Here is a 20,206-nt window from a genome sequence, read left to right as displayed (position 1 = left end):
ACCTCGGGAATGCGCCGATTATAGCAGCGTGCCGGCCGGCCGGATCGTGCCGGCCGCAAACGCCGATCAGAACGCCCCGCGCACGCCCACGGTGATGTTCCGTCCCGCCAGCGGCGCCACATCCTTCAGGACCGAGGTCGAGATGCGGATGTCCTCGTCGAGCAGGTTCTTGCCGATGATGAACCAGGTCAGGTCCGCATTGCGCAAACGCTGGGTGTACGACAGGTTGGCGTCCAGCTGGGTGTAGGCCGGAGTCGGCGTCGTCTCGAAAGAGGCCAGGCGCTCCTGCTTGAGCGCGCGCAGCACCGACACGCCGCCGCGCAGCGCACCCTTGCGGTAGCCTGCCTCAAGACCGATGCGCTTGGCCGGCTGCAGCGGCAGGCTGCCCGCATCGTCCAGCGAACCGCGCGACAGGTCGCCGAAGGCGCGCAGCGACAGGCCTTGCGTATGCGGGTGCCGGTTGTAGCTGATCTCGGCTTCCATGCCGCGGATCGTGGCGTCGGCCTGGCGGAAGATGCGCTCGCGCAGCTCGTCGCCCGGGTTGCCCTCGTCGTCCAGCAGGGTGTCGTTGACCTCGCCGTAGATGAAGTCGCGCACGCGGTTCTCGAACAGGTTCGCCTGCCAGCGTACCAGGCCGATGACCTTGCGCAGCGAGATCTCCAGGTTGCGCGAGGTCTCCTTCTTGAAATTCGGGTTGCCGATGTCGTAGGTCAGGGTCGATTCGTGCGGGCCGCCCGAATACAGCTCGTCGGTGCCCGGCGCACGCTGCGCCACCGAGGCGGTCACGCCGACCGTGTAGTCCCGTGCCAGGGGCCAGATCGCGCCCGCCGAATAGGACAGCAGGTCAAAGCTGCGGCGCGGCGCGGCTCCTTCCGGCTCGCGTTTCACCGATTCGACCCGCACGCCGGCGTTGACGCGCGTCTTGCCGAACTGGCGCTGCTCGACCAGGAAGGCGGCGTGGGTATCGGACACCGTTACCGGCACCGTCGCCGACTCGCCGCTGTCGGCGCTCAAGCCGGAAAAACGGGTGTGCTCGGTCTGGATGCCGAAGCTGCCTTCCCAGCCCTTGAGCGGCTTGTGGGTCAGCTCCAGGCGTGTTTCCGTCGAACGGTTCGAGAAGATGGTCTCCGGACCGCCCTCGCTATTCAACTCCACGTGGCCGTAGTCGGAATAGCCGGCCTTGAAGCGCAGCTTCTCGAAGCCCGCCATGGGCGCGTTCAACTGGCCGTCGAGGTCGTAGCGGGTCTGGTCGAGGTCGATCCTGGCGCCCTCGCCGCCCGGGATGCCGTAATGTTTCTTGAGCGAGCTGACCGAGGCGCCGAAGTAGCCGCGCTCTCCGACATACGAGGCGCCTGCGCCCAGGGTGTGCTGACGCAGGGCAGAATTGGGCAGCGTGTCGCCCTCCGGCGCATCCGGGATGTGATAGTCGCCGGCGTCGCGTCCGCTGCCGTCGACGTGCAGCGCGACCTTGCCGCTCGCCGCGTCGCCGGAGAAGGACACGGCGCGGCCGTGGTCGACGCTTCTGTAGCGGCTTTCCAGCACGCCGCTCGGCTTCTCGTGCAGCTCGATCGGGATGCGTTCGTTGACGACGTTGACCAGGCCGCCGATCGCGCCCGAGCCGTACAGCAGCGCCGCCGGGCCGCGCAGGATCTCGATCTGGCGCGCGGTGGCCGCTTCGCCGGTGACGGCGTGATCGTTCGACAGGCCGGACAAGTCGGACACCGACATGCCGTTTTCCAGCACCTTGACGCGGTTGCCTTCCAGGCCGCGGATGATCGGGCGCGAGGCGCCGGCGCCGAAGGCCGAGGCCGACACGCCCAGTTCATTGCTCAGGGTGTCGCCGAGCGAGCTTCCCAGCTTGCTGCGCAGTTCGTCGCCGGCCAGCACCTTGGCCGGCGTGAGGATCTGGTCGCCTTCGGCGGCATTGAAGGGGCTGGCGGTCACGACGACGGTCGCGACGGGCTCGCCGGTGGTCTGGGCAAACGAGAATGGTGCGAGTGCGGCCAATACCGCGCTCGCCAGGATGGTACGCTGGACGTGCATGATGAATTCCTCACAACGAAAACGGACGGACACGCCTGCGCGAAACGGGCGGCGCAGGCGCATCGAGCGGTTCAGGACATCAGGCGACGGGAGGAGCGCGGGAAGAGAAGTAAGGCGTAAACGGCGCACGCCAGGAATCGAAGGCGGTCCACAGGGCGAGTACCCGGCCGGCGGGCAGGATGGCGATCGTGCAGGCCGGGGTATCCAGCGCGGGAGCGACCGTGGCGGCGTCGAAGGCGATGCAGGAATGCGGGACGGTGTTCTGGTGCGAGGCCGCGGAACCGTTGACGGCGGTATCGAGCGCGACGGACGCATACTGCGTGGCATGCGCGATCCGGTGCGCCAGCCCCTGCCAGTGCGCAAACACCATCGCCAGCGTCAGCAGGAATGCGACGAGGTAGCGGGTGGAGCGGATGCGTGGAAGGCTGGCGACCATCTGTCTGTACGAAGAGCCGAAGTGGAACGTGGCGCTGAAGGACGGCATTATAACTGGATGGCGGGCCGGCTGACAGCGTGGGCGGCGACCGGCCTGCGCATTGCGTGCTAGGTTCTCGTGCGTAAACACGTTCAGCGAGGAGATCACATGGCACGGCATCCCGGCATCTTCCCCACTTTCTTCCTGTCCGGCTTCGAATGCTCGAATTTCCTCTGGAAGGATGGCGTACGGCGCAACCTGGTCGCCGAGACCGGCCATGACCGGCATGCCGCCGAGGATTACCGCATCCTGTCCAGCCTCGGCATCGCCGTCGCGCGCGAAGGCATTCCCTGGCCGCTGGTGGACCGGGGCGGCGCCTACGATTTTTCCATGATCGATCCCTACATCGAGGCGATGAACGCCTCGAAGATCACGCCGATCTGGGACCTGTGCCACTACGGCTATCCGGACGACCTCGATCCGTTCTCAAGCGCCTTCACCGAGCGCTTCGCCCGCTATTGCCGCGCTTGCGCCGAATACGTGATGCCGAAGCTGCGCGGTCCGCATTTCTTCACGCCCATCAACGAAATCACCTTCTTTTCCTTTTGCGCCGGCGAATGGGGGTGGGCCGCGCCCTACCGCTGCAGCCGCGAGGACCGGGCGCGCCTGTTGGAGGCGCTGTGCCGCGCGGCGATTGCCGGCGTCAAGGCGATCCGCGACGTCAATCCGCAGGCGCGCATGGTGCACATCGACCCGCTGGTGCGGGTGGTGGCGCCGCGCGACCGCCCCGACCAGGAGGAAGCGGCGCGCTACGAAACCCATGTCGACAGCTTCCTGGCCTGGGACATCATCTGCGGGCGCGAGCATCCGGAGTTCGGCGGCTCGCCCGAGATCCTCGATATCGTCGGCACCAACGTGTATTCCTTCGGCCAGATGGAATACCGCGAGAGCGGCCCGCACGCCCCTCTTGAACCCGGCGACGAGCGCATCGCGCCGCTGTGCGACATGCTCGACACCGTCTGGCAGCGCTACCGCAGGCCGATGATCATCGGCGAGACCAGCGGCCTGGGACACGGGCGCCCGGACTGGCTGCGCGACGTGATGGGAGAATCGCTGGCCGCGGTGCGGCGCGGCATGGACCTGCAGGGCGTCTGCCTGTTCCCGGCGGTGGACATGCCGGACTGGCATACCGGCGAGTGGGTCGGCAACGGCATCTGCGACGTGCTCGACGGGTGCGGCGACTTGAAGCGGGTGCCGAACCAGGCCTATGTCGAGGAACTGCGACGCTGGCAGAAGGAGCTGAACCGGGTGACCAGCCTGGACGAGGATCCGTTCAGCGACCCGGTGGAGCTGCAGGATGTGGTCGATGCGGCGCAGCGGCTCAACGTGCAGCCGGACAAGGACTGGGCTTGAAGTTCGTTCACCTGGGGGTCAGGTCTGACATTCGGACACAAACTCAACAGTAAAGGTCGAACAAGCCGAAGTTGGAAGCGCGGTGGAAGCGTGGATTACAGCAGAGGTCGTGTCTGAATGTCAGACCTGACCCCGATGTTGCTACTTCAACTGCGCCAGTTGCTGCCTGGCGACATTCGCCGCGGGCGAGCCTGCATGGGCCGCGATCACCCGCTGCAGCGATTGCCTGGCGTTCTTCTTGTCGTTCAACTGGGAGAAGCTGGCGGCGATGTTGAGCATCGCTTCCGGCGCGTTGGCACTGTCGGCATGGCGCGCCACCATGTCCAGATGCGCCGCGATGGCCTTCCTGTAGTCGCCCACGGAAAAATAGGCATTGCCTAGCCAGAAGCGGGCATCGGCAGCATGGTCGGAATCCGGGAAGCGGCGCAGAAAAGCTTGCAGGCCGGCGGCGGCCTCCTTGTAATCCCCCGCCTTGAGGGCGTTCATCACCGTCTCGTAGGATTGCTTTTCTGCCGACAGCGCGTCGGCTGCTTCCTGGCGCGATTCGAACTTCCTGACACGCGCGTCGAGATCGGCGTACAGGTCTTTCTGGCTTTTCCGGGCGTTGGCGATCTCGTTGGTCAGCAGCTCGATCTGCCCGCGCAGGTTCGCCAGCTCGCGCATGGTCTGCTCGTGCTGGTTCAGCATGTCCAGGCCAAGCGTCTTGTCGCCCTTGGTATCGATGCGCGCGTGGAGATCGCGCATCTGCGTATCGATGTCGCGCAGCTTGGTGTCGACCTTCGCGCCCAGCGCCACGATGGCCTTGCGGGCTTCGTCGTCGTCGAGCAGTCCGGCCCCGGCATGCAGGGGCAGGCAAGCGAACAAGAGAAGGGCTGCGGCGGCGCGCCGGCGAAGGCTAGCGCCGCCCACGGTAAGGCTCGCATCCGATGCCATCGCCGTCGCGGTCGAGGTGGGGACCATAGCCGGGCTCCCCGATGCGTACCGGCGCGGCGCCTGCCGCCCGCGCTTCCGTGCAGTTTTTAAAAGCACCGCTGCTGCGCATGCCTCCCTGCGAGCCTGTCTTCAGCGGCGCCAGGCCCTGGGCGGAGGCATAGGATGCGGCGATCGGCTGCCTTGCAGGGCTGCGGTGGCAATGGTAGTCACCGGTCTTGCGGTTGACGTGGCAACCGTCTGCATTCAGGCCGCCGCCATGGGCACTGGCCCCAAGGGAGAATACCGAAGCGCCCAGCGCGACCAACAGCCGAAGAATTGGCTTCATCTGCACATTCCACCCTATCCGAATCGCTCGAACATCCCGACCAAGTCTCATGAATACCTGGTGACCCGATTCGATATTAGTGAGTGATGGGGTTTCGCGCAAGAAATAGCCGAGGACGGAATGGCATTAATGCTGATCGGGTAGCCATTCGAGCAAATCGGTCACGCCGATATCGACGCCCGATTGCGACAACAGGGTGCTGGCCTGGCCGCGGTGATGGGTTTGGTGGTTAAAGAAGTGCAGCAGCAGGCTGCCGAAATGCTTCCGGTTGTCGCCGCGTGCGTTCCGGTACGAGAGAGGCTGGGCCAGGTCACGGTCCGACACCTCTGCCGCGAAGGCCGTGATGATCGCATCGAGCCGCACGCGGTGCTGGTGCAGCACAGGCAGGTCGTCGCTGTAGCGGTAGGCCAGGCCGGTGGGCGCGGGCATGTCGGCCATCGCTTGCAAGGAAGCGAAGGCCGAGGGATGCCCCATGAAGCGGCGCAGCCAGATGGTGTCTCCAGCAACGATGTGATTCAGGGTGCCCATGATCGAGCCGAAGAAGGCGCCCCGGTCGGCAAGCAGCACGTCCTTCGGCAAGCTCGCAGCGGCGGCATACAGCCTGCCGTTCATGACCGCGTTATAGGACGCCAATAAGACGATATCGTCGCGGGTCGGCATGCCTGTCTGTCTCCTGCTTGTTCGGTTTCGGAGCGGCGATCATACGGATAGCAGGCCGTCGATACAAGTGAGCGCATGGCCGCCGACGCGGATCGCCTTGTCCGAGATCGCGAGCCGGAGCACGCCGGCGCGTCCGACCATTTCACCCTGGGTGGCCAGCAGTTCGCTTCCGAAGGTTCCGAGCTGCCCCGTGTGGCGCAGGTAGGCCGCCACGGCGCCGGTGCCGCTGCCGCACACCGGATCCTCGTTGACGCCATGGGCCGGGGCAAAAGCGCGCACTTCGATGCCCGCCGGACTGCCCGGATCGTGGGCACCGAAGATGACCACGCCAGTGTGCCGCTCCTTGATGTCCTGCGCCTTCATGCGTTGCAGGTCCGGTTCGCAGGCCAGCACCGCGCGCGCGCCCGTCAGCTGGGCAATCACCCAGCGCGCACCGACGTCGACCAGGTAGGGTACGACGTTCACTTCCAGGTCTGCGCCGAGGATGGATTCCAGCTGGGCGGCCTGGGCGGCATCCAGCGCCGTCAGGCTCGGCGTGGGCAGCTCGAACGAGATCCAGGGCGCGCCCTGCCCTTCCTGCTCGACCGTCAAGCTCACCAGTCCGGCGGCGCATTGCTGCACCAGGATGCCGTTCTTTGCCTGGACGGTGCCCGCTTCCATCAATGCATGCGCGGTGCCGATCGTCGGATGGCCTGCGAACGGCAGCTCGCCGCCGGGCGTGAAGATGCGGACTTGGTAGTCGGCGCCCTGCTGCGTCGGCGGCAGCACAAAGGTGGTTTCGGACAGGTTGGTCCAGTGGGCGATCTGCTGCATCTGGCCGGTCGACAGGCTGGCGGCGTCCTGCACGACGGCGACCGGGTTGCCCTTGAACGGGACAGTGGTGAAGACGTCGACGGTCTTGATCGGTAGGCGTGTCATGCTGGCTCCCCTGACTGATGATGAAGCGTGCGAATGAGTGTACCGTAAGGGCTTGAGTGAGCCGGGCAGCCAGGTGCAGGTCTAGCTCGCTAAACCAGTTATCGTGATCGCGTCCGGTCGGCTGGGTGGTTGACGCCATCATTGGTCGGGATGTCCCGAAGATCGAAAGGATTCACTCCCTCGAGGCAGCCAACGTTGTACCCGTATTGTTCGGGGTTGGAGCGCCGCTGGTGGTGCGTGTAGATGCCGCAGATGGAGCAAAAATAGTGCTTCGCCGTCATCGTGTTGAATTGGTATAGCTTCAGCACCTCGTGGCCCTTCACGATGCGGATGCCGGATAGTGGAACCGATGCGACGATAGCGCCCTTTCGACGGCAGATCGAGCAGTCACAGCGACGCGGGTTTTCGATACCGTTGGGGAGGCTGAGCTCGAGTTCTACTGCACCACAGTGGCAGTTCGCCCGATGCCTTGGCTGGATGACTGTTAGCCCGACTTGCTTGATCATGCCGCCCCCTATCTTTTACAAGTGCTTATCCCAGTACCATTCGGATCAAGGCCGAGATCTCGTCCGGTGTCGTCATGAACCACTCTGCACCGGGAGCATCCGTCTTCCGTTTTCCTCGCAGAATCAGGACGCTATGCAGAGCGCGCTCCAGGCTGATTGGATCATGATGCTCGTACGTCCCCAGAATCGTTGGCTGCTCAGGCATCGCGGTTACCTGCGCTTTGATCCGGGCAAGCGGATCGATCCCACGCCCAATCTTGATCGGAAACGAACTATTAGCGGATTGGTACGCAGGAAAGGTATACCAATAAACAGCAGGTTTTCCCTCATCCCCGGCAAGATCGGCTTCATCCAAATCGGTGTCGTCCAACTCGTCCGGACCAGCTGATAGGCCGACCAGGACGAAACCATCGCTCATGGCGGCTGAGAACACGTCCGGGTATTCCTTCACTAACGTGCCCAAGCGAATACGCATTTCCTTCCGGGCTTTTTGTTCAGACTGATACAGCTGAACCAGATGCTGTTTCAGATCCGAATGCGCCTCCCACAGCAGGTCGATAAGCTCTCGGTAGGTAACCGGCTCCCCTCGTTGCTGAAGGACGGCGATCGTCTTCAATCGCAGGCTCATTTCTGCACTCGCTTTTGAACCTCGCCATGGAGCCATTCGGTGAAGGCACGCAGCGTTGCGTCTTGCTGCCCTGCAGACTCAAAACCGCAATATTCCCTGTCCCGGCCGCTCGTTGAGGCAAGCCGCTCAACCGGGAGACCGAGTATAAGTATTTGACGTTCGACAGCTGCTTGAAGATCTTTTGGTACAACGTAGAACATGGACCCGATCAACTTGCCGACCCGATCGGTGGAAAATGCGCTTCGGAACGCATCTCGCTCATCCCTTACCGCTATCCATTTATTCGTTTTCTCAAGCTGCCAGCCCAGTCGTTCGAGTGCGCTCTCGATTGTCATCCCGTACTCCTCATCCAAGTGTCTTTTTACTTCTTTGTCAATCATATCGCATCCAGCTACGGGTTAGCAGGCAGAGGATTCATTCGCAAGGCACAAAAAGAAAAGCGGACCGAAGTCCGCTTTCCTGTTGAGTCGCTTACGAATTAACGCTTGTCGATCCCCGGCACATCACGCACCGGCGAACCCACGAACAGCTGACGCGGACGACCGATCTTCTGCTCCGGATCGGCGATCATTTCGTTCCACTGAGCGATCCAGCCGATGGTACGGGCCATCGCGAAGATACCGGTGAACAGCGAGACCGGGATGCCCAGGGCCGACTGCACGATGCCCGAGTAGAAGTCGACGTTCGGGTACAGCTTGCGCGAGACAAAGTATTCGTCGTTCAGCGCAATCTTTTCCAGTTCCATCGCCAGCTTGAACAGCGGGTCGTCCTGCAGGCCCAGCTCGTTCAGCACTTCGTGGCAGGTTTCGCGCATCAGCTTGGCGCGCGGGTCGAAGTTCTTGTAGACGCGGTGACCGAAGCCCATCAGCTTCACGCCCGAGTTCTTGTCCTTGACCTTCTCGATGAAGGCCGGGATGTTCTCGACCGAGCCGATTTCCTTCAGCATGGTCAGTGCGGCTTCGTTGGCGCCGCCGTGCGCCGGGCCCCACAGGCAGGCGATACCGGCAGCGATACAGGCGAACGGGTTGGCGCCCGACGAACCGGCCAGGCGGACGGTCGAGGTCGATGCGTTCTGCTCGTGGTCGGCGTGCAGGATCAGGATGCGGTCCAGGGCGCGCACCAGCACGTCGTTGACCTTGTACTCTTCGCACGGGTTGGCGAACATCATGTGCATGAAGTTCGCGCTGTACGACAGGTCGTTGCGCGGGTACATGAACGGCTGGCCGACCGAGTACTTGTATGCCATCGCGACCAGGGTCGGCAGCTTGGCGATCAGGCGGATCGCCGAGATCTCGCGCTGCTTCGGATCGTTGATGTCGAGCGAGTCGTGGTAGAACGAGGCCAGCGCGCCGACGGTGCCGACCAGGACCGACATCGGGTGCGCGTCGCGGCGGAAGCCGCGGAAGAAGAAGTTCATCTGCTCGTGAATCATCGTGTGACGGGTCACGGTGTCGTCGAACTTGGCCTTCTGTTCGGCGTTCGGCAGTTCGCCGTTCAGCAGCAGGTAGCAGGTTTCCAGGAAGTCGCAGTTGACGGCCAGCTGCTCGATCGGGTAACCGCGGTACAGCAGTTCGCCCTTGTCACCGTCGATGTAGGTGATGCTCGAGTTGCACGAGGCAGTCGACATGAAGCCAGGGTCGTAGGTGAACTTGCCGGTCTGGCCGTACAGCTTGCGGATGTCGATGACGTCCGGGCCGATGGTGCCTTTGTAGATCGGCATGTCGACCGACGGGCTGCCGTCGGAGAACGACAGGGTGGCTTTGGTATCAGAGATATTCATGGCACTTCCTTCTTGTGGGAGTGGATCTAAAAACAAATACGAATTCTGGCTGTAGGTCTCGAACTACGCCTGCCGCAGGCGCGCCAGCAAGGCGCGCACGTGCGGCTGGTCGACCTCGCCTTCAGGCTCGGAACGGCCCAGCAGCAGGTCCATCAGCGGGTTGTCCGCCAGGTCCAGCAAGCGGGTCAGCGCATCGACGTCCTCGTCGCTCAATTCTTCTTCATGCGCATCGAGGAAGCGCGTGAGGATCAAATCGTTCTCGAGCAGGCCGCGGCGGGAGCGCCAGCGCAGGCGGGCGCGGTTCGCGGGGTCGGATTGATGCGTTTTCACTTGAGTCCGTTGTTGGGTCAACATCATACTCCGCATGCCAGGATAAGGCAGTACGGTACTTTTACTGTATTTGCGGCATCTTTAACTGAACGATGCTGCGAATTATTGCTTGATGCCTGCAATGTACCGCGTGGGCGTTTGTAATTCCGGACATTGCCCGAAATTACCCCGCCCACCCTACAGGTATCGTGGATCTCGTAGGGTGGGCGGCTTGTCCGCCCACGCGGTACGCAGGTATGCGGGTCGAAACGCGCCTTAAATCGCGCGGCGGACCAGCAGTTCCTTGATCTTGCCGATCGCCTTGTTCGGATTCAGGCCCTTCGGGCACACGTCCGTGCAGTTCATGATCGAGTGGCAGCGGAACAGGCGGTACGGGTCTTCCAGGTTGTCCAGGCGCTCGTTGGTGGCTTCGTCGCGCGAGTCGGCGATGAAGCGGTAGGCCTGCAGCAGGCCGGCCGGGCCGACGAACTTGTCCGGGTTCCACCAGAACGACGGGCACGAGGTCGAGCAGCAGGCGCACAGGATGCACTCGTACAGGCCGTCGAGCTCTTCGCGCTCTTCCGGCGACTGCAGGCGCTCTTTCTCCGGCTTGATCGAGTCGTTGATCAGGAAGGGCTTGATCGAGTGGTACTGCTTGAAGAAGTTGGTCATGTCGACGATCAGGTCGCGCACCACCGGCAGGCCCGGCAGAGGACGCAGCACAATCGGCTGGGTCAGCTCGTTCAGGTTGGTGGTGCAGGCCAGGCCGTTCTTGCCGTTGATGTTCATCGCGTCCGAACCGCACACGCCTTCGCGGCAGGAGCGGCGCAGCGCCAGCGAATCATCGACGTCGGACTTGATGCGCTGCAGCGCGTCGAGCAGCATCTTGTCGGTGTCTTTCAGCTCGACGGTGACGTCTTGCATGTAAGGCTTGGCATCCTTGTCAGGATCGTAGCGGTAGATCTTCAGTTGGACGGTGCGTGCCATGTTTTTACCTGTCTTATCGGGCCGCGATCTAAAAACGCGGCCCTTCGAAAAATTAGAAAGTACGGGCCTTCGGCTTGAAGGTGTCGACGGTGAGCGGCTTCTGCACGACCGGTTTGTACTCGAGACGGTTGTTCTGCGAGAACCACAGGGTGTGCTTCATCCAGTTCTCGTCGTCGCGGTTCGGGAAGTCGCTGTGGGCGTGGGCGCCGCGCGATTCCGGACGCGCCGCTGCCGACACGATGGTCGCCTTGGCGGTCTCGATCAGGTTGTCGAGTTCCAGCGCTTCCACGCGGGCGGTGTTGAACACCTTCGACTTGTCCTTGAACGAGACGTGCTTGCGGCGCTCATCCAGCTTCATGATTTCCTTGACGCCCGTCTCCAGCAGTTCCTGGGTACGGAACACGCCGCAGTATTTCTGCATGGTGGCGCGGATGTCGTTGGCGACGCCCTGCACTTTTTCGCCGCCGGTCGAGGTCTCGAGGCGGTTGAGGCGGTCCATGCCGAAGTCGGCGGCGTCCTTCGGCAGCGGCTTGTTGACCTTCTGCTTCAGGTTCGATGCGACCACGTGGTTGCCGGCCGCGCGGCCGAAGACCACCAGGTCGAGCAGCGAGTTGGTGCCGAGGCGGTTGGCGCCGTGGACCGAGACGCAGGCGCATTCGCCGATCGCGTACAGGCCGTTGACGATCTTCTGGCCCCCAAGGCCGTCAGGTGCGACGACCTGGCCGTGGATGTTGGTCGGGATGCCGCCCATCTGGTAGTGGATGGTCGGGACAACCGGGATCGGTTCCTTGGTGGCGTCGACGTTGGCGAACTTGTGGCCGATTTCCAGGATCGACGGCAGGCGCTTCTCGATGGTGTCCTTGCCGATGTGGCGCAGGTCCAGCAGCACGTGATCCTTGTTCGGACCGCAGCCGCGGCCTTCCTTGATCTCCTGGTCCATCGAACGCGAGACGAAGTCGCGCGGCGCCAGGTCCTTCAGGGTCGGCGCATAGCGCTCCATGAAGCGTTCGCCGTTCGAGTTGATCAGGATACCGCCCTCGCCGCGCACGCCCTCGGTGATGAGGACGCCCGCGCCGGACACGCCGGTCGGGTGGAACTGCCAGAACTCCATGTCCTGCAGCGGCAGGCCGGCGCGTGCCGCCATGCCCATGCCGTCGCCGGTGTTGATGAAGGCGTTGGTCGATGCGGCGAAGATGCGGCCTGCGCCGCCGGTGGCGAAGATGGTGGTCTTCGCTTCCAGGATCATCACGTCGCCGGTTTCCATTTCCAGGGCCAGCACGCCGAGCACGTCGCCGTCGGCGTCGCGGATCAGGTCGAGGGCCATCCACTCGACGAAGAAGTGGGTGCGGGCACGGACGTTACGCTGGTACAGGGTGTGCAGCAGCGCGTGGCCGGTACGGTCGGCCGCGGCGCAGGCGCGCTGGACCGGCTTCTCGCCGAAGTTCGCGGTATGGCCGCCGAACGGACGCTGGTAGATGGTGCCGTCCGGGTTGCGGTCGAAAGGCATGCCGAAGTGTTCGAGTTCGTACACGACCTTCGGGGCTTCGCGGCACATGAATTCGATTGCATCCTGGTCGCCCAGGTAATCGCCACCCTTGACGGTGTCGAACATGTGCCAGTACCAGTCGTCTTCGCTCATGTTGCCCAGCGAAGCACCGATGCCGCCCTGGGCAGCCACGGTGTGCGAACGGGTCGGGAACACTTTCGACAGCACCGCGACGTTCAGGCCGGCTTCGGCCAGTTGCAGCGATGCGCGCATGCCGGAACCACCGGCGCCAACGATGACCGCGTCAAAGCGGCGGGTAGGGATTGCAGTTTTGATTGCTGCCACGATTACACACTCCAGAGAATTTGCACGGTCCAGGCGGCGCAGGCGAGCAGCCAGAAGATCGTCGCCAGCATCAGGAACAGACGCAGGCCTGCCGATTTGATGTAGTCCATCCAGATGTCACGGATGCCGACCCAGGCGTGGTAGAACAGGCCCAGGAAGGTCACCAGCGCGAACAGCTTGAACCACTGGCGGGCGAACAGGCCGGCCCAGCCTTCATACGTGAAATTCTGGCCGGTCAGGAAGGAGACCAGCAGGACGACCGTGAACACGGCCATGACGATGGCGGTGACGCGCTGCGCCAGCCAGTCCTTGACGCCGTAGTGGGCGCCGACGACGAGGCGGCGCGGTCCGATATTATTCTTGTTTGCCATGATTAAAACACTCCGAACAGTTTCAGGGCGACCAGCGCGGTCAGCACCAGGCTGATGATCAGCACCCAGCGCGCGGTCTTCTGTGCAGCATCCTTGTCCAGGGCCAGGTGGTTATCCATGAACAGGTGGCGCACGCCGGCGACGAAGTGGTGCAGGTAAGCCCAGGACAGGCCCAGAATGATGATTTTCGCGAACGGATTGCTCACGACGCCACGGAAGTGCTCGAACGAGATCTCCGACATCAGGCTTTCCTGCAGCAGGTACAGCAGGAACGGCAGGAACAGGAACAGACCGGCGCCGCTGACGCGGTGCAGGATCGACACGATGGCCGATGGCGGCATGCGATATTTACCTGTGATATCACCAATGCCAACGTTGCGGAACTCCGGCCGCCCTTTTTTTGCAGCTTCTCTCACGGCTTCGGACATGAAACACCTCCCTCTATGACGACAGTTTTTTAATGAACCCTTCATTCTCGCCGATTTTGTGACGGGGCACCAAGCATCCAGGGGTGGATAACCGGGGCATCCCTGCGGCGAACCGGGCACTGTTCGTCGCGTACGCAAAACCAACTTATTTTAATCGCTAGAAGCGATCGCTGCAGAGGGCCGCTTGGTCCACCACAGTTGGCGCCGATTCTGCGGCGCCCCCACGGTTATCTCTTATGACAACTCGTTCTGGTAATGGTGGCGAGCGGTCGAATAAATTCCGCGCCGCAACTCCACCGGCTTGTCTCCGTAACTGAACGACACCCGGTCCGCGCACAGCAGCGGCGTGCCTTCCGGCACTTTCAGGTGCTCCGCGGCGGCCGCATCCGCCGCCACCGCGCGGATCTTCTCGGTCGCCCGGATCATGCGGGTGCCGAATTCGGACTCGAACAGTCCGTACATCGGCCCCTTGTACTCCATCAGGCGCTCCGCCGTCAGGCCCTTGAACAGCTGGCCCGGCAGCCACAGCTCTTCCAGGATGGTCGGCACCCCGTCGAAGGACTGCACGCGCTTGATGTAGACCACGGCGTCGCCCGACTTCAGCTCGAGCAGGCGCGCGACCTCGGCCGTGGCGCGGATGCGCAGCACGGCGATGAAGCGGCTCTCGGGATGGTGGGGAACGCCCTCGTCGGGCATCAGGCGCAGGAAGCGAAAGTGGGCGCGCTCCTCGGCATGGGTGGCGACGAAGGTGCCCTTGCCCTGGCGGCGCACTACCAGGTTCTCGGCCGCCAGCTCGTCGATGGCCTTGCGCACCGTGCCCTGGCTGACCTTGAAGCGCCCCGCCAGCTCGACTTCGCTCGGCATCAACTCGCCCGGCTTCCACTCGCCCGACTGCAAACTTTGCGTGATCAGGGCCTTGATCTGCTGGTACAGCGGGCGGAACGACGGCGATGCGTCACTGCCTGGCGCATCGCTGCTGTTGGACTGGAGGGGATTCATAGACCACGATTTCACCACAAAACACCCCCCTACGTCCAGTATATGACTCGCAAGACATGTGTCTTATATAAGACATATGATATGAATTGACAGATAGAACAGTCGAGGCATAAACTCGTGGCCGGCCTGGACCTCCGCGCCTGCCTTCGACCATGCGCGCGATATCCTATTGACACGGTGCGCTTTTGGTATCATTGCAGTTTCCCCAAACTCGCACCCTCGGCTCGACCGTTTTCATTCCCTTTTTGGAGATTCATCATGGCTAAAACCCCAATGCGCGTCGCCGTTACCGGCGCGGCCGGCCAGATCGGCTATTCCCTGCTGTTCCGCATCGCCAACGGCGACATGCTGGGCAAGGACCAGCCGGTCATCCTGCAGCTGCTCGAGATCGACAACGAGAAGGCACAGAAGGCGCTCAAGGGCGTCATGATGGAAATCGACGACTGCGCATTCCCGCTGCTGGCCGGCATGACCGCCCACGCCGACCCGATGACCGCCTTCAAGGACGCCGACGTGGCCCTGCTGGTCGGCGCCCGTCCGCGCGGCCCGGGCATGGAGCGCAAGGACCTGCTGGAAGCCAACGCCCAGATCTTCACCGTGCAGGGCAAGGCCCTGGACGCCGTCGCTTCGCGTGACGTGAAAGTGCTGGTGGTCGGCAACCCGGCCAACACCAACGCCTACATCGCCATGAAGTCGGCCCCGAACCTGCCGGCCAAGAACTTCACCGCCATGCTGCGCCTGGACCACAACCGCGCCCTGTCGCAGGTTGCCGCCAAGCTGAACAAGCCGGTCGGCTCGATCGAGAAGATGGTCGTGTGGGGCAATCACTCGCCGACCATGTACGCCGACTACCGCTTCGCCACCATCGACGGCGCTTCGGTCAAGGAAGCGATCAACGACGACGTCTGGAACCGCGACACCTTCCTGCCGACCGTCGGCAAGCGCGGCGCCGCCATCATCGACGCCCGCGGCGCATCGTCGGCTGCTTCGGCCGCCAACGCAGCGATCGACCACGTGCGCGACTGGGTGCTGGGCACCAACGGCAAGTGGACCACCATGGGCATCCCGTCGGACGGCTCGTACGGCATCCCGGAAGGCACCATGTTCGGCTTCCCGGTGACCACCGAAAACGGCGAATACACCATCGTCCAGGGCCTGGACATCGACGCCTTCTCGCAGGAACGCATCAACCTGACGCTGAAAGAGCTCGAAGAAGAGAAAGCCGGCGTCGCTCACCTGCTCGCCTAAGCAAGAAAAACGGCGTGGCCATCCGGCCGCGCCAACCGTGCCATGCCGGCCCGCCGGCATGGCCGAATCGTTTCAAGACATACCATGCATCCTTCCGAGGTTTTATTCCAGGGCAAACGCCAGCCGCTCCTCCTCCCCGCCTGCGATCACTACGCCGGCTCGGAGAAGTTGATGCGCAAATCGATGGCCCTGCAACAAGAGCTTGGGCCGGTCTTCGACATCACCTTCGACTGCGAAGATGGCGCCGTCGCGGGTAGCGAAGCGGCGCACGCCACGCTGGTGGCGAGCCTCGTCAACAGCAGCGACAACCGTTTCAACCGCATCGGCGTGCGCCTGCACGACACCGGCAGCGCGCACTTCGCCAACGACGTCGCCACCATCGTCGGCAGCGCGGCCGAGCGCCTCGCCTACGTGGTGCTGCCCAAGGTCGAAAGCGCCGACGAGGTGATCCGCGCCATCGACCTGATCAACGAACATGCCGTCAAGGCCGGCCGCAACGATCTTCCCGTGCACGTGCTGATCGAGACCCATTGCGCCCTGCGCGAAGCCTACGACATCGCCGCCCTGCCCCAGGTCGAGTGCCTGTCCTTCGGCATCATGGATTTCGTCTCGGCCCACTACGGCGCGGTGCCGGCCAGCGCCATGCGCACGCCCGGCCAGTTCACGCACCCGCTGGTGGTGCGCGCCAAGCTGGAGATGGTGGCGGCCTGCCATGCGCACGGCAAGGTGGCCTCGCACAATGTCACCACCGACATCAAGGACAGCGCGGTGGTCGCCAACGACGCCCAGCGCGCCGGCGCCGAATTCGGTTTCACCCGGATGTGGAGCATCCATCCGGACCAGATCAAGCCGATCCTGAAGGCCTTCACCCCGCGCCTGTCGGAAGTGAACGAAGCCACCAATATCTTGACCGAAGCCATGGCGGCGCAATGGGGGCCGATCGCGCAACACGGCCGCTTGCACGACCGCGCGAGCTACCGATATTATTGGACCGTGTTGCAGCGCGCAAAACTGGCTGGCCTGGCGTTGCCGGAAGCCGCTGCGGCAATCGTCAACCTCACGGATTCCAACTAATGGCCACCCTCCTCTCCCGCATCCTTGCCGCCGGCGCATTCGCGTTCGCGGCCGCCGGCGTCTGCACCAGCGCAGCCGCCGCCCCCGAAAAACACCCGAAGGCCGAAAAGGTCCTGAAGGCCAAGGCGAAGGCCAAGCCAGCGTCGAAGGCCAAGAAAGTGGCTGCCGGCGCCGCAGCAGCCGGCGCTGCCGCCGCCGCCGCCCCGGTCTATGGCGCCGATGTCATCGACGAACCGGACATCACTGACACGGTCGTCACCGACTATGCTTGCGAACTCGGCAACAAGATCACGATCTACACGAACGCGACGGACAATGCGCACATCGCCCTGCGCTGGAAGAAACGCCTGCACCGCCTGAGCCGCGTGGGCACCACCACCGGCGCCCAGCGCTTCGAGAACCCGCACTGGGGCCTGATCTGGATCGGCATCCCGGCCAAGGGCATGCTGCTGGATTCGAAGCTGAACCGCCAGCTGGCCAACGAATGCAAGAACGCCGAGCAGGCGGCGCCGGTGGTCGCGGCGCTGCCTGCCGAAAAGAATGGCTGATCCGCGGCTGAACCCCGTCGGATCACCTGTATAGCAGTACCGGAATAACAACATATCCCCACTGAAGGAGAGATTATGTCTCGCAACACCCTGAACACGCTGAAGGAATTCCCGGTCGGCGCCGGCCAGAACGGCCAGTACTATTCGCTGCCGGCACTGGGCGAAGCCCTCGGTGTGAACCTGTCGCGCCTGCCGGTGTCGATCCGTATCGTCCTCGAGTCCGTCCTGCGTAACTGCGACGGCAAGAAGGTCACCGAAGAGCACATCAAGCAGCTGGCCAACTGGGGCCCGACCGCCGAGCGCACCGAAGAGATCCCCTTCGTCGTGGCCCGCGTCGTGCTGCAGGACTTCACCGGCGTGCCGCTGCTGGCCGACCTGGCCGCCATGCGCAACGTCGCCGCCAAGACCGGCGCCGATCCGAAGAAGATCGAGCCGCTGGTGCCGGTCGACCTGGTGGTCGACCACTCGGTCACCATCGACCACTTCCGTGAGCCGGGCGCGCTGGACTTGAACATGAAGCTGGAATTCCAGCGCAACAACGAGCGCTACCAGTTCATGAAGTGGGGCATGCAGGCCTTCGACACCTTCGGCGTCGTGCCGCCGGGCTTCGGCATCGTCCACCAGGTCAACCTGGAATACCTGGCGCGCGGCGTCATGAAGCAAGGCGACGTGTTCTACCCGGACACCCTGGTGGGCACCGACTCGCACACCACCATGATCAACGGCGTCGGCGTGGTCGGCTGGGGCGTGGGCGGCATCGAAGCCGAGGCAGGCATGCTGGGCCAGCCGGTCTACTTCCTGACCCCGGACGTCATCGGCGTCAACCTGACCGGCAAGCTGCGCGAAGGCTGCACCGCGACCGACCTGGTGCTGACCATCACCGAACTGCTGCGTAAAGAAAAAGTCGTGGGCAAGTTCGTCGAGTTCTTCGGCGCCGGCACCCGCTCGCTGTCGACCACCGACCGCGCCACCATCGCCAACATGGCCCCGGAATACGGCGCGACCATGGGCTTCTTCCCGGTGGACGAAGCGACCGTCGACTACTTCCGCGGCACCGGCCGTACCGAAGAAGAACTGGCCGCATTCGAAGGCTACTTCAAGGCCCAGGGCATGTTCGGCATCCCGCAAGCCGGCGAGATCGACTACACCCGCGTGCTGGAACTCGACCTGTCGACCGTCACCCCGTCGCTGGCCGGCCCGAAGCGCCCGCAAGACCGTATCGAACTGGGTCACGTGAAGAACACCTTCACCGAACTGTTCAGCAAGCCGACCACCCAGAACGGCTTCAACAAGTCGCCGGACGAGCTGCACAAGGTCTACGAGACCACCAACGGCGTGCGCGTGAAGAACGGCGACGTCCTGATCGCCGCGATCACCTCGTGCACCAACACCTCGAACCCGAGCGTGCTGCTGGCTGCCGGCCTGCTGGCCAAGAAGGCGGTCGAGCGCGGCCTGACCGTGGCGCCGCACATCAAGTCCTCGCTGGCTCCTGGCTCGCGCGTGGTCACCGAGTACCTGACCGCCGCCGGCCTGCTGCCTTACCTGGACAAGCTGGGCTTCGGCGTGACCGCCTACGGCTGCACCACCTGTATCGGTAACGCCGGCGACCTGACCCCGGAACTGAACGCCGCGATCGTCGAGAACGACATCGTCGCCTCGGCCGTCCTGTCGGGCAACCGCAACTTCGAAGCACGTATCCACCCGAACATCCGTTCGAACTTCCTGGCCTCGCCGCCGCTGGTCGTCGCCTACGCGATCGCCGGCAACATGACCAAGGACCTGATGAGCGAGCCGCTGGGCAAGGACCAGAACGGCGTCGACGTCTACCTGGGCGACGTGTGGCCGACTTCGCAGGAAGTGGGCGAACTGATGCGCTTCGCGATGAACTCGGACGTCTTCCGCAAGAACTACGCCGACGTGAAGGGCAACCCGGGCGAACTGTGGCAGCGCGTGTCGTCGACCGAAGGCCAGGTCTACAACTGGCCTGAGTCGACCTACATCGCCGAGCCGCCGTTCTTCAGCGACTTCGAGATGACCCCAAAGGCAGCCGCCACCGGCATCCAGGGTGCGCGCGCACTGGGCGTGTTCGGCGACTCGATCACCACCGACCACATCTCCCCGGCCGGCTCGATCAAGGAAGACGGCCCTGCAGGCAAGTGGCTGAAGGACCACGGCGTCCTGAAGGCGGACTTCAACTCCTACGGCTCGCGCCGCGGCAACCACGAGATCATGATGCGCGGCACCTTCGCCAACGTGCGTATCAAGAACAAGATGATCCCGCCGAAGGCGGACGGTTCGGCGGTCGAAGGCGGCATCACCATCCACCAGCCGTCGGGCGAACAGCTGTCGATCTACGACGCGGCGATGAAGTACATCGCCGAAGGCACCCCGACCATGATCTTCGGCGGCGAAGAGTACGGCACCGGTTCGTCGCGCGACTGGGCAGCCAAGGGCACCCAGCTGCTGGGCGTGAAGGCCGTGATCTGCCGTTCGTTCGAGCGTATCCACCGCTCGAACCTAGTGGGCATGGGCGTGCTGCCGCTGCAGTTCATCGGCAACGACAGCGTCGAAAGCCTGGGCATCACCGGCAAGGAAACCTACGACCTGAAGGGCCTGGAAGGCGAGATCAAGCCGCAACAACTGGCGACCCTGGTGATCCACCGCGAAGGCGGCGAATCGCAGGAAGTCCAAGTGCTGCTGCGTATCGACACCCCGATCGAAGTCGACTACTACAAGCATGGCGGCATCCTGCCGTTCGTGCTGCGCCAGCTGCTGGCTGCGTAATTGACG

At 63.6% G+C, this 20,206-nt stretch carries 21 protein-coding genes; 5 read left to right on the top strand and 16 right to left on the bottom strand.

What is annotated here, in order from left to right; all coding sequences use genetic code 11:
* Positions 1-66 precede the first annotated feature (66 nt).
* Complete coding sequence (locus B2R83_RS20240) at positions 67-2,043, bottom strand: TonB-dependent receptor (RefSeq protein WP_292044405.1); 1,977 nt, start codon at positions 2,041-2,043, stop codon at positions 67-69.
* A gap of 79 nt (positions 2,044-2,122) precedes the next feature.
* Positions 2,123-2,479: a hypothetical protein gene (locus B2R83_RS20235; protein ID WP_209589047.1), complete on the bottom strand. Its 357-nt coding sequence runs from the start codon at positions 2,477-2,479 to the stop codon at positions 2,123-2,125.
* A gap of 147 nt (positions 2,480-2,626) precedes the next feature.
* On the opposite strand from B2R83_RS20235, the gene B2R83_RS20230 reads away from it, so the two are divergent.
* On the top strand, positions 2,627-3,871 hold the full coding sequence (locus tag B2R83_RS20230; protein ID WP_292044404.1) for a b-glycosidase: 1,245 nt from the start codon (positions 2,627-2,629) through the stop codon (positions 3,869-3,871).
* A gap of 141 nt (positions 3,872-4,012) precedes the next feature.
* Here B2R83_RS20230 and ybgF read toward each other — a convergent pair whose 3' ends face one another.
* The 14 genes from ybgF to B2R83_RS20160 all read right to left on the bottom strand — a co-directional run bounded on the left by ybgF (position 4,013) and on the right by B2R83_RS20160 (position 14,546).
* Positions 4,013-4,735, bottom strand: coding sequence for a tol-pal system protein YbgF (gene ybgF / locus B2R83_RS20225; RefSeq protein ID WP_292044402.1), 723 nt, complete (start codon positions 4,733-4,735; stop codon positions 4,013-4,015).
* Between the two features lie 31 nt (positions 4,736-4,766).
* The gene (locus B2R83_RS20220; protein WP_292044400.1) at positions 4,767-5,129 is read right to left on the bottom strand and encodes an excalibur calcium-binding domain-containing protein; all 363 of its coding nucleotides are present in this window, start codon (positions 5,127-5,129) and stop codon (positions 4,767-4,769) included.
* Positions 5,130-5,255: 126 nt separating this feature from the next.
* Entirely contained in the window at positions 5,256-5,789 is a 534-nt protein-coding gene (locus B2R83_RS20215; RefSeq protein WP_292044399.1) for a DinB family protein, read from the bottom strand.
* A gap of 39 nt (positions 5,790-5,828) precedes the next feature.
* Positions 5,829-6,707 carry a PhzF family phenazine biosynthesis protein gene (locus B2R83_RS20210; protein WP_292044397.1) on the bottom strand — a complete coding sequence of 293 codons (879 nt, stop codon included), beginning with the start codon at positions 6,705-6,707 and terminating at the stop codon, positions 5,829-5,831.
* Positions 6,708-6,805: 98 nt separating this feature from the next.
* A complete protein-coding gene (locus B2R83_RS20205) occupies positions 6,806-7,213 on the bottom strand; it encodes a GFA family protein (protein ID WP_292044395.1) in 408 nt (135 codons plus the stop codon).
* A 25-nt stretch (positions 7,214-7,238) separates the two neighbouring features.
* Positions 7,239-7,829, bottom strand: coding sequence for a GIY-YIG nuclease family protein (locus tag B2R83_RS20200; RefSeq protein ID WP_292044393.1), 591 nt, complete (start codon positions 7,827-7,829; stop codon positions 7,239-7,241).
* A gap of 8 nt (positions 7,830-7,837) precedes the next feature.
* Positions 7,838-8,221, bottom strand: a complete 384-nt coding sequence (locus B2R83_RS20195) for a hypothetical protein (protein WP_292044392.1) — start codon at positions 8,219-8,221, stop codon at positions 7,838-7,840.
* A 98-nt stretch (positions 8,222-8,319) separates the two neighbouring features.
* A complete protein-coding gene (gltA, locus tag B2R83_RS20190; protein WP_027866797.1) occupies positions 8,320-9,621 on the bottom strand; it encodes a citrate synthase in 1,302 nt (433 codons plus the stop codon).
* A 63-nt stretch (positions 9,622-9,684) separates the two neighbouring features.
* Positions 9,685-9,975: a succinate dehydrogenase assembly factor 2 gene (locus B2R83_RS20185; RefSeq protein WP_292044391.1), complete on the bottom strand. Its 291-nt coding sequence runs from the start codon at positions 9,973-9,975 to the stop codon at positions 9,685-9,687.
* A 231-nt stretch (positions 9,976-10,206) separates the two neighbouring features.
* A complete protein-coding gene (locus B2R83_RS20180) occupies positions 10,207-10,917 on the bottom strand; it encodes a succinate dehydrogenase iron-sulfur subunit (protein WP_292044390.1) in 711 nt (236 codons plus the stop codon).
* A 52-nt stretch (positions 10,918-10,969) separates the two neighbouring features.
* A complete protein-coding gene (sdhA, locus tag B2R83_RS20175; RefSeq protein WP_292044389.1) occupies positions 10,970-12,748 on the bottom strand; it encodes a succinate dehydrogenase flavoprotein subunit in 1,779 nt (592 codons plus the stop codon).
* Positions 12,749-12,750: 2 nt separating this feature from the next.
* Positions 12,751-13,119 (bottom strand): succinate dehydrogenase, hydrophobic membrane anchor protein, encoded by a 369-nt coding sequence (sdhD, locus tag B2R83_RS20170; protein WP_036206619.1) that lies wholly within the window; start codon positions 13,117-13,119, stop codon positions 12,751-12,753.
* A 2-nt stretch (positions 13,120-13,121) separates the two neighbouring features.
* Positions 13,122-13,535 (bottom strand): succinate dehydrogenase, cytochrome b556 subunit, encoded by a 414-nt coding sequence (gene sdhC, locus B2R83_RS20165; protein ID WP_027866792.1) that lies wholly within the window; start codon positions 13,533-13,535, stop codon positions 13,122-13,124.
* 246 nt (positions 13,536-13,781) lie between these two features.
* Positions 13,782-14,546 carry a GntR family transcriptional regulator gene (locus B2R83_RS20160; protein ID WP_036206616.1) on the bottom strand — a complete coding sequence of 255 codons (765 nt, stop codon included), beginning with the start codon at positions 14,544-14,546 and terminating at the stop codon, positions 13,782-13,784.
* Between the two features lie 258 nt (positions 14,547-14,804).
* Between B2R83_RS20160 and B2R83_RS20155 the strand changes: the two genes are divergently transcribed.
* The 4 genes from B2R83_RS20155 to acnA all read left to right on the top strand — a co-directional run bounded on the left by B2R83_RS20155 (position 14,805) and on the right by acnA (position 20,200).
* Entirely contained in the window at positions 14,805-15,794 is a 990-nt protein-coding gene (locus B2R83_RS20155) for a malate dehydrogenase (RefSeq protein ID WP_285379355.1), read from the top strand.
* An 84-nt stretch (positions 15,795-15,878) separates the two neighbouring features.
* A complete protein-coding gene (locus B2R83_RS20150; protein ID WP_036206610.1) occupies positions 15,879-16,868 on the top strand; it encodes an HpcH/HpaI aldolase/citrate lyase family protein in 990 nt (329 codons plus the stop codon).
* The gene (locus B2R83_RS20145) at positions 16,868-17,416 is read left to right on the top strand and encodes a hypothetical protein (protein ID WP_292044384.1); all 549 of its coding nucleotides are present in this window, start codon (positions 16,868-16,870) and stop codon (positions 17,414-17,416) included. Before B2R83_RS20150 ends, B2R83_RS20145 begins: the two co-directional genes overlap by 1 nt.
* A 75-nt stretch (positions 17,417-17,491) precedes the next feature.
* A complete protein-coding gene (gene acnA / locus B2R83_RS20140) occupies positions 17,492-20,200 on the top strand; it encodes an aconitate hydratase AcnA (protein WP_209589040.1) in 2,709 nt (902 codons plus the stop codon).
* Positions 20,201-20,206: the final 6 nt, after the last annotated feature.

Origin of the sequence: Massilia sp. UBA6681, from assembly GCF_002454935.1 — a bacterium.
GTDB classification, from domain to species: domain Bacteria; phylum Pseudomonadota; class Gammaproteobacteria; order Burkholderiales; family Burkholderiaceae_D; genus Telluria; species Telluria varians.
The sequence above is the reverse complement of the archived record's forward strand: the minus strand, read 5'-3'. Positions and strand labels throughout refer to the sequence as shown.